Origin of the sequence: Pseudoclavibacter sp. AY1H1 (genome assembly GCF_002931055.1) — a bacterium.
Lineage (GTDB): Bacteria > Actinomycetota > Actinomycetes > Actinomycetales > Microbacteriaceae > Pseudoclavibacter.
Genome location: NZ_PSXX01000008.1, coordinates 50,274 through 62,719, shown reverse-complemented (window position 1 = coordinate 62,719; position 12,446 = coordinate 50,274). Strand labels below are relative to the sequence as shown.

Here is a 12,446-nt window from a genome sequence, read left to right as displayed (position 1 = left end):
TCTGGAGTGAGTTTGAGCACCTACGTAGTCGTGAACCCAGCCACCGGCGAGCAGGGACAGGAATTCCCGCTCGTCGCATCCGAGGGCATCGAGACCGCCCTGCAGAGCCTCGACGGCGCCTACCGGACCTGGTCGAAGCCGAGCACCGTCGCAGAGCGCGCCGCCCTCATGAGCCGGGCAGCCGAGCTGCACCGCGAGCGCCGCGAGGCCCTCGCCGAGATCATCACGAAGGAGATGGGCAAGCCCATCGAGCAGTCCTACGGGGAGGTCGACTTCAGCGCCGACATCCTGCAGTACTACGCCGACAACGCGGAGAACTTCCTGAAGGACGCCCCGATCGAGCTGCTCGGAGGCGAAGGCACCGCCCTCATCCGCCGCTCCGCCCTCGGTCCCCTCCTCGGCATCATGCCCTGGAACTTCCCGTTCTACCAGGTCGCTCGCTTCGCCGGCCCGAACCTCGTGCTCGGCAACCCGATCCTGCTGAAGCACGCCGGCCAGTGCCCCGAGTCGGCGACAGCGCTCCAGCAGATCTTCGCCGACGCCGGGTTCCCCGAGGGTGCCTACGTCAACATCTTCGCCACCAACGAGCAGATCGCCGACATCATCGCCGACGACCGCATCCACGGCGTCTCACTGACCGGCTCGGAGCGCGCGGGCGCCGCGGTCGCCGAGATCGCGGGCCGCAACCTCAAGAAGGTGGTCCTCGAGCTCGGCGGCTCCGACCCGTTCATCCTGCTCAGCACCGACAGCGTCGACGAGGCCGTCGAAGCCGCGGTCGCCGCGCGCCTCGATAACTCCGGGCAGGCCTGCAACGGCGCGAAGCGCATGATCGTCATCGACTCGCTCTACGACGAGTTCGCGGAGAAGTTCACGGCCGCGATGACCTCGGTCGCTCCCGTCGACCCGACGGAGGACGACTCGGAGCTCGGCCCGCTCTCCTCTGCCCCGGCCACGAAGAACCTCGCCGAGCAGGTCGAGCGGGCTGTCGCTCAGGGCGCGCAGCTCCTCGCAGGTGGTGGCCACGACGGCAACTTCTTCGAGTCGACCGTGCTCGCCGGAGTCACCCCCGACAACGACGCCTACACGGAGGAGTTCTTCGGCCCCGTCGCCGCCCTCTACAAGGTCAGCAGCGAAGAGGAGGCCATCGAGCTCGCGAACGCGACGCCCTTCGGCCTTGGCTCGTACCTCTTCACGACCGACCAGGAGCAGGCGCAGCGCGTCGCCGACGCCATCGAAGCCGGCATGGTCTACATCAACGGCGTCGGGCTCGACAGCCCCGAGCTGCCCTTCGGCGGAGTGAAGCGCTCCGGCTTCGGCCGCGAGCTCGGTTCGCTCGGCATCGAGGAGTTCGTGAACAAGAAGCTCATCCGCCAGGTCAAGTAGACGGCCAGCGCGCAGAGGACAAGCGCGGCACCGCCTCTCCGGAGGCGGTGCCGCGCTTGCTGCATGTGCAGGGCGCGACCGCACCCTCCAGCGGCGATGTCGGAGGTACCCCCTAGCGTGTGAGCATGCTTGAACTCCTCGCCATCGAGAACTACCGGTCCATCAAGAGCGTCACGCTCGGGCTCGAGCGCTTGAACGTCATCACGGGGGCGAACGGCAGCGGCAAGTCCAACCTCTACCGAGCGCTGCGCCTGCTGCACGACATCATCCGCGAGGGGGCCCTCTCGTCGCTCGCGATGGAGGGCGGTCTCCGGGCGGTCATCCACGCCGGCAAGCGGTCCCGCGGTGAGCCCGTCACCCTCAAGCTCGGCCTGCGCACCTCCGGGGTGTCCTTCGCGACCGACCTCGGTATGCCCTCGCCGGAGCAGGTCCAGAACTTCGCGATCGACCTCGGCATCCCGATCATCTCCGATTTCCCCTTCGACCCGGTGGTCAAGAGCGAGCTCGTCTGGGCGAGCGAGCTGCTGCGCCCCTCGACGACGCTCGTCGAACGCCGCGCGAACTCGGTGCGCGTGAGAGACGCCGACTTCAAGCTCGTGCAGGCCGAGTGGAGCGTGCGCGAGGCCGAGTCGATGCTCGCGACACTCGCCGATCCCTCAACAGCACCCGAGCTGTACGCGCTGCGCGAGTCGGCGCGCGGTTGGCGCTTCCTCGACTACCTCCGCACCGACGCGGCGGCTCCCGCTCGGCTGCCGAGCCCCGCCACGTTCACCCCGGTGCTCCCCGACGACGGCTCGCGGCTCCCAGCCGCGCTCGCGACGGTGCAGCGAATCGGCCAGGCGGGGGCCTTCCACGACGCCATCGATGCTGCTTTCCCGGGGTCACGGGTCAGCGTCGAGGAAGACGAGTCTGGCATGGCGAAGATCGTCATGTCGCAGCCGGGCCTCGCGAGGCCACTGGATGCGCGGGAGCTGTCCGACGGCACGCTGCGGATGATCCTCCTCGCGACGGCGCTCCTCTCGCCGCGCATGCCAGAGCTGCTGGTCCTGAACGAGCCGGAGGCGAGCCTCCACCCCAGCCTCCTGCCAACGCTTGCGGGCCTCATCCGGCGAGCCTCGGAGCAGACGCAGGTGATCGTCGTCACCCACTCGCAGTCCCTCGTCGATGGCTTGCGCGACGACGCGAACGTCGTCGAGCTCGAGAAGGAGGCGGGGGCGACGAGCATCCGCGGCAAACTGCAGTTCGACGGACCGCTCTGGGTCTGGCCGAAGCGCTGAGTCGCCGAAGCCGCGCCTACTTCGCTTCTCCGTAGCTGTCCACGACGTGCGCGACGACGGGGAACGTGACCTGGCTGCCGGCGAACAGGAAGCGCCCTGCCTCTGCGGCGGCCGCGATGACCTCCGCGGCGGCGCGCTCCGCGTGCTCGGCTGGCGCGTGCACGACCACCTCGTCGTGCAGGAAGTAGGCGAGGTGCGCCGTGCGCTCGAGCGGCGCATCCGCGACCGAGCCGGTGCCCCGCGGGTCTCCCGTTCCCGAGCCGAGGGCGGCGAGGCGCTGCCGGATACCCGCCATCCACGTGAGCGCCCATTCGGCTGCCGTGCCCTGCACGATGAAGTTCCGTGTGAAGCGGCCGAAGTCGCGAGGCGAGAACTCAGCGGGCGGCCACGGAGACGTGCGACCGAGCCAGGTCTGCACCTGCTGCCCCCGCTCACCGGAACGCGCAGCCGAGGCGACAAGCCCCATGGCGTGCGGGAACGCCCGCTCGAGACCCGGCAGGAGGACGGCGCTCTGGCCCGTCGTCGCGCCGTACATGGCCCCGAGCATCGCGACCTTGGCGCTGTCTCGGTCCGGCACGACGCCGCGGTCGACGAATGCCGCGTACATGTCGCGCTGCGCGCCCGCCCGTGCCATGGCCTCATCCCCCGACATGGCCGCGAGGATCCTCGGTTCGAGCTGGGCCGCGTCCGCGACGACGAGCTTCCAGCCGGTGTCGGCGACCACGGCGCTGCGGATCTCCTTCGGGAGCTGCATCGCTCCGCCGCCGCTCGTCGCCCAGCGCCCGGTCACTACGCCGCCCGGCACATAGTCGGGGCGGAACCGCCCACCGTGGATCCACTCCTCGCGCCACGTCCAGCCGTTCGCCGTGAAGAGCCGATGCAGACGCTTGTAGTGCAGCAGCGCGTCGACGACCGGATGCGATTTGCCGACGAGTTCCCACTTGCTGGTGCTGGCCACATCGAGCCCCGCCCGGCGCAGTGCAGCGAGGAGGTCTTTTGGCGAGTCGACGTTGAGCGTCGCCTCCCCGAGCGCAGCTCGAACAGCTGAGGCCGCCGCCTCGAGCTTCGCCGGTCGGCCACCCGTGCCCCTCGCGCCGAGCGCCTCGACGAGCACTCCCTCGTGGCGTTCGACGCTGAACGGCATGCCCGCCGCCCGAAGCTCGGCCGCGACGAGGGCTCCAGCGCTCTCGACGCCGACGAGGAACGCGAGGGCGCCCTTCCGATCCGCTTCCTGATCCGACGCCTCCAGCCCGGCGAGCTGGGCGTCGAAGAGCCGCCGCGTCGCCTCGGGCGTTCCCGGGTTCTCGGCGTCGAGATCGAAGAGGCCCTCGCCGGGGTGCGAGCCCCCACGAGCATCCGCGACGTCGAATCGAGCGTCGAGGTAGCCGGCCGTGATGAGGATGCGCCCGGCAAGGCGCAGATCGTGGCAGCGCCCCACCCGCACGCCGTGGGCGAGAAGTCGCGGCACGATGTCCTGGCTGTTCCACACCCACCGGATGGGATCGGACGGCGGCGCAGACCGCTCACGTTCGGACACGAGCTGCGCGAGGGCGATCGCGTCGGGAACGGTGACGGGCGCCGACGCCTCGTCGCCATCGGCGGGACCTCGCCGGTCTTCGAGCGCGAAGCCGCGCGCGAGCGACGTGACGAGGATGTGCATCCGTTCATTGTGGGGCAGGGCACCGACAATCCAGGACGCCGATACCCGGGTCGCCCCGGGTCTGCGCGATTCCACAACATCCGCGGGCACGCTGGTCGCATGGAAACGAAACCGGTGTCCCCCGCCGGAGCGTCGACCGACAGCCTCGAGAACGTCACGCGCAGCGTCGCGCGGGATGGCACGAGCCACGTGGTGACGCTCGAGCGCGACTTCGCGAATCCACCAGAGAACATCTGGGGCCTGTGCACGACCCCGGAGGGTCTGGCCCGCTGGTTCGAGCCCGCCGAAGGCGAGCTCCGGCAGGGCGGCAGGTACCGGCTGACCGACAGCGGCACCTCCGGAACCATCGAGCGCTGCGAGGCGAACGCCCTCATGCATCTGACGTGGGAGTACGACGGCGACGTGAGCCGCGTCAGCCTCGCCCTCGAGCCAGCGGGGCACGGGACGCGCCTCACGCTCCGACACGTCGTGGCAGACAACGAGCACTGGGCCCAGTACGGGCCAGCTGCCACCGGCATCGGCTGGGACGGAGCTCTCCTCGCCCTGGCGATCGCCCTCGCCGACGAGGACGCGGACGTCCACGCGACCATGTCCGCCTTCAACGACTCCGACGGCGGCAGGCGGTTCGTCGCCTCCGCGGCTGACCGCTGGTGCATCGCGCATCTGAGCGCGGGCGCCGACCCCGACGACGCCCACGAGTCGGCGACGCGCACCGCGGCCTTCTACACGGGCGACGAATAGACGTAGAGCGGTGCGAGAGTTCAGGCACGGCCGACGAGACGACTCCGACCCGCCGGGAACACCTGACGCCTCTCGGCGGTTGCATCCAGGGTGACTGTTCCTCTCTCAATCCTCGACCTCGCTCCCATCGCCCCTGGCCAGACCGTCAGGGAGAGCTTCCAGGCGAGCGTCGAGCTCGCCCAGGCTGCCGAGCGCTCCGGCTACCGCCGTGTCTGGTACGCCGAGCACCACAACATGCCGACGATCGCGTCGAGCGCAACGAGCGTGCTCATCGGGCACATCGCCTCGCAGACCTCCACGATCCGGCTGGGCGCGGGTGGCGTCATGCTCCCGAACCACTCCCCGCTGGTCATCGCGGAGCAGTTCGGCACCCTCGCGACGCTCTACCCGGACCGCATCGACCTGGGCCTCGGGCGCGCGCCAGGGAGCGACCAGGCGACGTTCCGAGCGCTGCGGCGTTCCCCGGCCTCCGCCAATGAGTTCCCGCAGGATGTTCTGGAGCTGCAGGCGTTCCTGCGCGGCCAGTCGACCATCCCCGGCGTGCAGGCGGTGCCGGGCGGTGGCACCGAGGTGCCCCTCTACATCCTCGGCTCGAGCCTCTTCGGCGCGCAGCTCGCCGCACAGCTCGGCCTGCCATACGCGTTCGCGTCGCACTTCGCCCCGGACCAGCTGTTCCAGGCCGTCGCCCTGTACCGCGAGCAGTTCCAGCCCTCCGAGCAGCTCGCCGCGCCCCACCTCATCGTGGGCGTCAACGTCGTCGCGGCCCTCGAATCGGCGGATGCGCAGGAGCAGTTCACCCGCTCCCGGCGCTCCAGGCTCCGCAGCATCCTGCTCCGCGGGCCGAACTCCGACTTCAGCGATGAGCAGATGGACCAGATCATCGCGAGCCCGCAGGGGCAGCAGATCGCGAACATGATGCGGTACACGGCGGTGGGAACCGGCCAGGAGGTGCGCGACTACCTCACCGAGTTCGCGGAGGCGACCGGCGCCGACGAGCTCATCATCGGGCACGGCTCGCTGGAGAGCGCCGATCGGGTCAGTTCGCTGGAGATCACGGCAGAGGCGATGCGCACCCGGGAGCTCAGCGGTTCCGTGTGAGCCGCGGCGGTCTCGCCGGCATTCGCCGGGGAGCTATCGTCGGGGGATGGACCTCATCGGGCACGCCTTCACGACCACCGACTGGGCGGCAGTAGCGCCGACGCAGCACTCCGGCGAGACCGGCGGCGCCACCTGGCGGACGCAGCAGATCGGTGACACGCGCATCCGTCAGGTCGAGTACTCGCCGGGCTATCTCGCCGATCACTGGTGCTCCCGCGGGCACGTGCTCCTCGTGCTCGAGGGGAGCCTCGAGACCGAGCTGGACGACGGCCGCCGCGTCACGCTGGAGGCGGGCCAGAGCTACCAGGTCGGCACCGGCATGGAAGCGCACCGCTCCAGCACGGCGACCGGCGCCAAGCTCTTCGTCATCGACTGATCGTCGGCCCGAGGGGCGGCTACGGGGCGCGCCGCGCTCCACCCGTGCCGCCGGTCCCGTCATCGTCGGTGTCCGCCGACGGCGTCCCGTCGGCGGTCGAGGCGGCGGCTGACGCGTCCGGGAGCTTCCCGAACGCGAACACGTTGGCGAGCTTGCCGACCGCGCCGAGCAGGTCGCCCTTCTCGCCAGCCGTCTCGGCACCGGATTTCTCTTCACGCCCGCTCCGCTCGCCCGGGTCCCCAACGGGGTCACCGGCGCCTGAGCTTCCGGGGCGCGCGTCGCGGTGTCGCTTGTCTTCCATGGGGGCTCCCGCCAATTCGCTTGCGGAGTTCTCGCGTCTCAGGCAAGCACGCGATCCTCCGCGAACCTGGGGAGCGGGGTTCAGGGGCGCAGCCGGGATCTTCAGTCGGGCCGCTTGGCTTCGATGAGGTGTCGAGTGGAGTGCGCGACGAACGCCCCCTCACGCTGGATGAGCTCGTGCAGCTCTCGCAGGCGGGTCCGATAGGCGTCGACGCTGGCGGCCTCGGCCTCGGCCTCGGCGATGAGTTCCTCGAATGCGCTGTCCATCACCCCATCATGTCGAACCTCGCGGACGCCTCTCGGGAACGCGCGTGTCACGATGGGGCATGCCCGTCGTCGAGTCCCGCTGCATCGTCCACGTCGATCCTGCGACGGCGTTCGCCGTATCCCAGACCACCGGCGAGGTGCGGATGCGCTGGGACCCGTTCATCCGGCGCCAGCACTTCCTCGACGGGGCGACGCTCCCCGCGAAGGGGGTGCGCACCGCCACCGTGCAGCGGCTCGGCTTCCGGATGATCAGCGAGTACGTCTCCTACGCCCCGCCGACGAATGTTGGCATGAAGATGACGAAGGGCTCCTGGTTCTTCGAGCGCCTCGGCGGGGGCTGGCGGTTCACACCCGCCCCGGACGCCGAGGGCGACGGTGAGGCCCGCACACTCGCGGTATGGCGCTACAACTTCGCCTGCAAGCCGAAGTGGCTCGCCCCGGTCGCGGAGCGCATCGGGAAGTTCGTGCTGCAGCGCGACATCGACCGCCGCATCCGCGGATTCGCACGCGGATGCGAAGACCCCGTCGTGCTCGCCGCGGTCGCCGCGGCGGCTTAGGCACGCCCAGCAGCCGCACCCATATACACATCCCTACCGCTGCCGGTACGCTTGTGTACATGCCAGAAGAGAGCGTTGCCGAGTTTGCCAAACGTGAGGGGGTGTCCCCTCGCCGCGTGCGCGCACTCATCGAGCAAGGCACCATCCCGGCCCGCCAGGTGGGTAGGCAGTGGCTCATCGATCAGTCCTCCGCACACCGCCCCGCAGCCTCTCGCCCGCTGGCCAACCGGATGCGCGCGAACCTCCTCGCGATCCTCTCCGGAGATGCCCCTGAGGGGCTCTCGACATCCGAACGCGCACGACTCCGCCGCTACCGCAACGAACTCATGCACAGCCCCGATCCGGACCGCATCCTCGGCGCTTGGATCCGCGAAGAGGCACCCCTGAAGCTCCAGGTGGCTGCCAGTGACCTCGCCGACCTCGCCGCCGACGAGCGCATCGTCAAGTCCGGGTTCAGCGATCCGCGCGCCGAGATCGCCGCCGCGGGCCAGCTCGAAGCCCGGGTCGCCAAGGATGATGCCGCCGCGATCCGCCGCGAGTACCTGCTCCGGCCATCCGAGAGGCCCAATGTTCTCTTGCACCTCACCGACGAGAAACCGCCGTCACCCCTGCCTCTCGGGCTGCTCCTCGTAGACCTCGCACACCATGACGGCGTCCGCGAGCGATCCCGCGTCGCCGAACTCCTCCGAAAGGTCGACGATTGACCTTCACCGCCCCAGCCATGACTCCCGCCCAGGCCGAGGCGTGGCACGCGCTCTTCGAGGTCTACAAGGCGCACCCAAAGGGCTGGGCGCTCGTCGGCGGGCAGATGGTCCACTCGCTCTGCTGGGAGCGCGAGGCGGACCCGCCTCGGCCCACGCAAGACGCGGACGCCATCCTCGACATCCGGGCCCATCCGACCATGCTCTTCGACTTCACCAAGACTCTCACCGACCTTGGCTACAAGTCCGCAGGCGAGTCGCCGTCGATCCTCGAAGGCATGAAAGGTGTGCAGCATCGCTGGGTGAAGGGTGAGGCGCAGATCGATGTCCTCATTCCGCGATTCTTGGGGGAGCACGCCGACAATCGAACCGGCGTCACGGGCGGCCGCACCATCGCCGCACCTGGTGGCCAAGGCGCTTTGGATCACTCCGAGGTGATTGAGGTCGCCGTCGCGGGCGTCACTGGCACCGTCCGCCGACCCACGCTTCAGGGGGCCATCATCGCGAAGGCGTCCGCAATGCTGATCGGCGAGGGCACTAAGGAAGAACGCCACCTCAACGACCTGTCGATCCTCGCCTCCCTCGTCACCCGAGGTGACCAGGTCGGGGAGAACGTCACCAGTAAAGAGGCCGGCAGAGTCCGGGTCGCGTTCAAAAGGATCCTCGACCGGCCTTCTCTGCACCTCAGCGTCGGCGTGGACGCGGAGGCGATCAAGATCGTCCTGGAGCAGTTCGTTTTGGAGTGAGAGCGGGATGCCGGCGGGGTTCGGGATGGGAGAACCTGTGCTTTGCCTAGGCGGTACCTTGCTGCGGCCTCAGAAGAACGTGCGGTGAATGCACGGTGACGGGAGGCGGACGCCGAGAAGGCCCCGGCCGGTGCGTTTGGCACCTGCCGAGGCCTGCTCAGTTCAGTTCAGTCGCAGCCGCGCGGGCTCAGACCTCGTGCGAGTTGCGTCGACGCAGGCTGGCGATCAGCAGCGCGCCGCCGGCGATGAGCACGGCGAGCCCTCCGATGAGCCAGGGACCCGCATCCTGAGCACCGGTGGTCGCCAGGTCAGGCGAGCCGGTGGCTCCGGGCTTCACGGGAACGACTGCGGGGGCCGTCGTCGTCGGCGTGACCGACGCCGTCGTCGTCGGCGTGACCGACGCTGTCGTCGTCGGGGTGACTGACGCTGTCGTCGTCGGGGTGACTGACGCTGTCGGCGTCACGGTCACGGTCGGCGTCGCCGTCGCCGTCGCCGTCGGCGTCGGCGTCACGGTCGTGGTCGGCGTGGTCGTCTCCGTCGGCGTCGTCGTCTCGGTCGGCGTCGTCGTCTCCGTCGGCGTGACCGTCACGGTCGGCGTCGTCGTCTCCGTCGGCGTGACCGTCACGGTCGGCGTCGTCGTCTCCGTCGGCGTCGTCGTCTCCGTCGGCGTCGTCGTCTCCGTCGGCGTCGTCGTCTCCGTCGGCGTGACCGTCACGGTCGGCGTCGTCGTCTCCGTCGGCGTCGTCGTCTCCGTCGGCGTGACAGTGACGCATTCACTGGTCGTGAAGGTGTTCGTGTCGAGGGTGACCGAGCCGTTCCTGGCGAGCGCACGTCCGTCGACGGTCGATCCCTCGTTCACGGTGATCGAGGTGAGGGCGAGGATCGAGCCGACGAAGGTCGTGTCGGTGTCCAGCGTGGCGGAGCTGCCGATCTGCCAGAACACGTTGCACGCCTGTGCGCCGTTGAGGAGCGCCACGGTGCTGTCGGGTGCGGTGGTCAGCGCGGAGCCGATCTGGAAGATGAAGACCGCGTCGGGATCGCCTTCCGCGTCGAGGGAGAGCGTCCCGGTGATGCCCGCGGTGCTCGAAGCCTCGTACACGCCGGCCGTGAGCGTCTGCCCGCCGAGGTCGGCGCTGATGGGCGCATCGGCGGCCTGACCTTCGAGCGCGTTGTACGCGGTGGTCACATCCGCCTGGGCCTGCAGGGAGTTGGCGTCCGTGGCGTGCACGTCGCCGAGCACGATGCCGGGCGGGAACCCGCTGATCGCCGTCCCGGGGTTCACTCCGAGGTCGCCATCGAGCACGCTTGGGCCCGTGTTCGTCACCGACTGCCCGCCGAGCACCGAGTAGCTGGCGGCGGTGCCGAGGTCGGGCGCCGTGCCGATGGCCTGGGCCGACTGGGAGCCGAGCAGGACTGGGAAGAGGCCCGCGACGGCGACCGTCGAACCCGCAAGGAGGAGGAGCTGCTTGCGTCGAAATCTGAGGGGAGGAGTGGTGCGAACGGATGTGCTTCCCATGGGGACCTTCCTGGTGCCGCGGATGCGGGCGCGCGCGAGAATGCGAGCCCGGCTGAGACTAGATGAACTCCGGGAAACTTATTGGGGGTTGCACTCTGCTCGGCAAAAGCGCACTGTTGGTAGCCATTCCAGCTCAGAGGCTGCGAGCGGCGGCGGCGAAGACCGCCGACGCGGTCCTGCCGAGGGCCTCCGTATGCAGCTGCCATTGCTGCCAGAACAGGGGCACCGAGATCGACGCGCCGGGGTCGATCTCGACGAGCGAGGCATCGTCGCCTCCCTGGAGGTCCGGCACCAGGCCCCAGCCGAAGCCGAGGCGAATGGCCCGCACGAAGTCCGCGGAGGACGGCACGAAATGGCAGGGCGGGCCCGCCGGGTCGACGCCGACCCCGCGCAGGTAGCGCTCCTGGAGCCTGTCTGCTCGGTCGAAGACCACAACGGGCGCGTGCGCGAGCACCCCTCCCGAGTTCCGAGCGCCCCCCGTGAACCAGCGTTCCACGAAGTCCGGCGATGCCATCGGCGTGTAGCGCATCTCTCCGAGCAGCGCGGAGGTGCAGCCCTGCACGGGGACCGGGTCGGCGGTGATCGCGGCGGTCACGGCGCCCCGCCTGAGGAGGTCCGTGGTGTGCGCCTCGTCGGCTCGGTGTAGGTCGAAGGCGATCTCTCCGGCCAACGGCGCGAGGGCGGGGAGCAGCCAAGTCGCCAGTGAGTCCGCGTTGACGGCGATCGGCAGCCGCTCGAGCGAGGGCGGCGCCTGGGCTGCTCCAGGAGTGGCGCCGGAGGCTCCGCCCACTCGCCCGAGGACGTTCGACGCCTCCCTGCCGAGCGCATCCACCTGCCGTGCGAGGCGGAGGAGGACCTCGCCCGATTCGGTCGGCACGACCGGCTTGCTGCGTTGAAGCAGCACGCGCCCGGTCTCGCTCTCCAGGGACTTGATGCGCTGGCTGATCGCCGAGGGCGTGACGCGCAGCTCCCGGGCGGCCGCCTCGAACGTGCCCGTCTCGACGGCGGATCGAAGCGCTGCGAGGCGCTGAGGGTCGAACGCGTTCGGGGAATCAGGCATGAAGCAATGCTAATGATTCACAAGAAACATGAGCTGGACCATCACCACGGGCACGAATACGGTCACACCATGACCCCGGATCTGCTCCCCCTGCTCGCTGGCTTCGGCTTCGGCCTGTCGCTCATCGTCGCGATCGGCGCGCAGAACGCGTTCGTGCTGCGCCAGGGACTGCTCCGCACACATGTCCTCGCCGTGGTCGCCGTGTGCGCCCTCTCCGACGCGATCCTCATCCTGCTCGGCATCGGGGGTGCCGGCATCGTCTTCACGGCGCTCCCCTGGCTGACGACCGTGGTCCGCATCGGGGGCGCCGCGTTCCTCCTCGGCTACGCCGTGCTCGCGGCCCGCCGCGCCCTCAGGCCGAAGGCACTGGACGCGGACGAACCACGCGCCTCGGCCGGCCTGGTCCCGACGCTGCTCACGGCGCTCGCACTCACCTGGCTGAACCCGCACGTCTACCTGGACACGGTGGTCCTGCTCGGGTCCGTCGCGAACACCCACGGCGATGCGCGCTGGCTCTTCGGCGCGGGGGCGGCACTCGGCAGCATCGTCTGGTTCACAGCCCTGGGATACGGGGCCAGGCTCCTGCAGCCGATCTTCGCGCGCCCCGCCGCGTGGCGCATCCTCGACGCCATCATCGCTGTCGTGATGGCTGGCATCGCCACCTCCTTGCTGCTCGGACTCTGACCCAAGCAAACCGCCGACGCCTCCAACCTCAGCACTTGTACCGCCGAGCAGGTACAAAATCTTGTACCCTCGAAGAGTAA

At 69.7% G+C, this 12,446-nt stretch carries 14 protein-coding genes; 9 read left to right on the top strand and 5 right to left on the bottom strand.

Going from position 1 to position 12,446, the window contains the following annotated elements:
• Positions 1-12: 12 nt before the first annotated feature.
• Both C5E05_RS12950 and C5E05_RS12945 read left to right on the top strand, forming a co-directional pair.
• Entirely contained in the window at positions 13-1,383 is a 1,371-nt protein-coding gene (locus tag C5E05_RS12950) for an NAD-dependent succinate-semialdehyde dehydrogenase (protein WP_181059567.1), read from the top strand.
• A 125-nt stretch (positions 1,384-1,508) separates the two neighbouring features.
• Entirely contained in the window at positions 1,509-2,660 is a 1,152-nt protein-coding gene (locus C5E05_RS12945) for an AAA family ATPase (protein ID WP_104240066.1), read from the top strand.
• Positions 2,661-2,676: 16 nt separating this feature from the next.
• On the opposite strand, the gene C5E05_RS12940 is transcribed toward C5E05_RS12945, so the two are convergent.
• Positions 2,677-4,320 (bottom strand): bifunctional 3'-5' exonuclease/DNA polymerase, encoded by a 1,644-nt coding sequence (locus C5E05_RS12940; RefSeq protein ID WP_104240065.1) that lies wholly within the window; start codon positions 4,318-4,320, stop codon positions 2,677-2,679.
• 99 nt (positions 4,321-4,419) lie between these two features.
• Between C5E05_RS12940 and C5E05_RS12935 the strand changes: the two genes are divergently transcribed.
• The 3 genes from C5E05_RS12935 (at position 4,420) to C5E05_RS12925 (ending at position 6,535) form a co-directional block, all read left to right on the top strand.
• The gene (locus C5E05_RS12935; RefSeq protein WP_104240064.1) at positions 4,420-5,061 is read left to right on the top strand and encodes an SRPBCC domain-containing protein; all 642 of its coding nucleotides are present in this window, start codon (positions 4,420-4,422) and stop codon (positions 5,059-5,061) included.
• Positions 5,062-5,151: 90 nt separating this feature from the next.
• Entirely contained in the window at positions 5,152-6,159 is a 1,008-nt protein-coding gene (locus tag C5E05_RS12930; RefSeq protein ID WP_104240063.1) for an LLM class flavin-dependent oxidoreductase, read from the top strand.
• Between the two features lie 46 nt (positions 6,160-6,205).
• Positions 6,206-6,535, top strand: a complete 330-nt coding sequence (locus tag C5E05_RS12925) for a DHCW motif cupin fold protein (RefSeq protein WP_104240062.1) — start codon at positions 6,206-6,208, stop codon at positions 6,533-6,535.
• A gap of 19 nt (positions 6,536-6,554) precedes the next feature.
• On the opposite strand, the gene C5E05_RS12920 is transcribed toward C5E05_RS12925, so the two are convergent.
• Positions 6,555-6,836, bottom strand: coding sequence for a hypothetical protein (locus C5E05_RS12920; RefSeq protein ID WP_104240061.1), 282 nt, complete (start codon positions 6,834-6,836; stop codon positions 6,555-6,557).
• A 101-nt stretch (positions 6,837-6,937) separates the two neighbouring features.
• Positions 6,938-7,102 (bottom strand): hypothetical protein, encoded by a 165-nt coding sequence (locus C5E05_RS12915; RefSeq protein ID WP_258063000.1) that lies wholly within the window; start codon positions 7,100-7,102, stop codon positions 6,938-6,940.
• A gap of 59 nt (positions 7,103-7,161) precedes the next feature.
• Here C5E05_RS12915 and C5E05_RS12910 point away from each other — a divergent pair, with 59 nt between their 5' ends.
• Genes C5E05_RS12910 through C5E05_RS12900 form a run of 3 tightly spaced genes read left to right on the top strand, consistent with a single transcriptional unit; the run spans position 7,162 to position 9,106 of the window.
• A complete protein-coding gene (locus C5E05_RS12910) occupies positions 7,162-7,659 on the top strand; it encodes an SRPBCC family protein (protein WP_104240060.1) in 498 nt (165 codons plus the stop codon).
• A 59-nt stretch (positions 7,660-7,718) separates the two neighbouring features.
• Positions 7,719-8,363: a helix-turn-helix domain-containing protein gene (locus C5E05_RS12905; RefSeq protein ID WP_181057673.1), complete on the top strand. Its 645-nt coding sequence runs from the start codon at positions 7,719-7,721 to the stop codon at positions 8,361-8,363.
• Complete coding sequence (locus tag C5E05_RS12900) at positions 8,360-9,106, top strand: hypothetical protein (RefSeq protein ID WP_104342152.1); 747 nt, start codon at positions 8,360-8,362, stop codon at positions 9,104-9,106. The genes C5E05_RS12905 and C5E05_RS12900 overlap by 4 nt, the downstream gene beginning before the upstream one ends.
• Positions 9,107-9,293: 187 nt before the next feature.
• On the opposite strand, the gene C5E05_RS12895 is transcribed toward C5E05_RS12900, so the two are convergent.
• A complete protein-coding gene (locus C5E05_RS12895; protein WP_104342151.1) occupies positions 9,294-10,622 on the bottom strand; it encodes an ice-binding family protein in 1,329 nt (442 codons plus the stop codon).
• Positions 10,623-10,755: 133 nt separating this feature from the next.
• Entirely contained in the window at positions 10,756-11,682 is a 927-nt protein-coding gene (locus C5E05_RS12890; RefSeq protein ID WP_104342150.1) for a LysR family transcriptional regulator ArgP, read from the bottom strand.
• A gap of 69 nt (positions 11,683-11,751) precedes the next feature.
• Here C5E05_RS12890 and C5E05_RS12885 point away from each other — a divergent pair, with 69 nt between their 5' ends.
• The gene (locus tag C5E05_RS12885; protein ID WP_104342149.1) at positions 11,752-12,366 is read left to right on the top strand and encodes a LysE/ArgO family amino acid transporter; all 615 of its coding nucleotides are present in this window, start codon (positions 11,752-11,754) and stop codon (positions 12,364-12,366) included.
• Positions 12,367-12,446: the final 80 nt, after the last annotated feature.

Bases quoted from the DNA above. Each gene is read 5' to 3' on its own strand.
- C5E05_RS12945 (WP_104240066.1), top strand. From the start codon at position 1,509: ATGCTTGAACTCCTCGCCATCGAGAACTACCGGTCCATCAAGAGCGTC.
- C5E05_RS12940 (WP_104240065.1), bottom strand. From the start codon at position 4,320: ATGCACATCCTCGTCACGTCGCTCGCGCGCGGCTTCGCGCTCGAAGAC.
- C5E05_RS12935 (WP_104240064.1), top strand. From the start codon at position 4,420: ATGGAAACGAAACCGGTGTCCCCCGCCGGAGCGTCGACCGACAGCCTC.
- C5E05_RS12925 (WP_104240062.1), top strand. From the start codon at position 6,206: ATGGACCTCATCGGGCACGCCTTCACGACCACCGACTGGGCGGCAGTA.
- C5E05_RS12920 (WP_104240061.1), bottom strand. From the start codon at position 6,836: ATGGAAGACAAGCGACACCGCGACGCGCGCCCCGGAAGCTCAGGCGCC.
- C5E05_RS12915 (WP_258063000.1), bottom strand. From the start codon at position 7,102: ATGGACAGCGCATTCGAGGAACTCATCGCCGAGGCCGAGGCCGAGGCC.
- C5E05_RS12910 (WP_104240060.1), top strand. From the start codon at position 7,162: ATGCCCGTCGTCGAGTCCCGCTGCATCGTCCACGTCGATCCTGCGACG.
- C5E05_RS12905 (WP_181057673.1), top strand. From the start codon at position 7,719: ATGCCAGAAGAGAGCGTTGCCGAGTTTGCCAAACGTGAGGGGGTGTCC.
- C5E05_RS12895 (WP_104342151.1), bottom strand. From the start codon at position 10,622: ATGGGAAGCACATCCGTTCGCACCACTCCTCCCCTCAGATTTCGACGC.
- C5E05_RS12890 (WP_104342150.1), bottom strand. From the start codon at position 11,682: ATGCCTGATTCCCCGAACGCGTTCGACCCTCAGCGCCTCGCAGCGCTT.
- C5E05_RS12885 (WP_104342149.1), top strand. From the start codon at position 11,752: ATGACCCCGGATCTGCTCCCCCTGCTCGCTGGCTTCGGCTTCGGCCTG.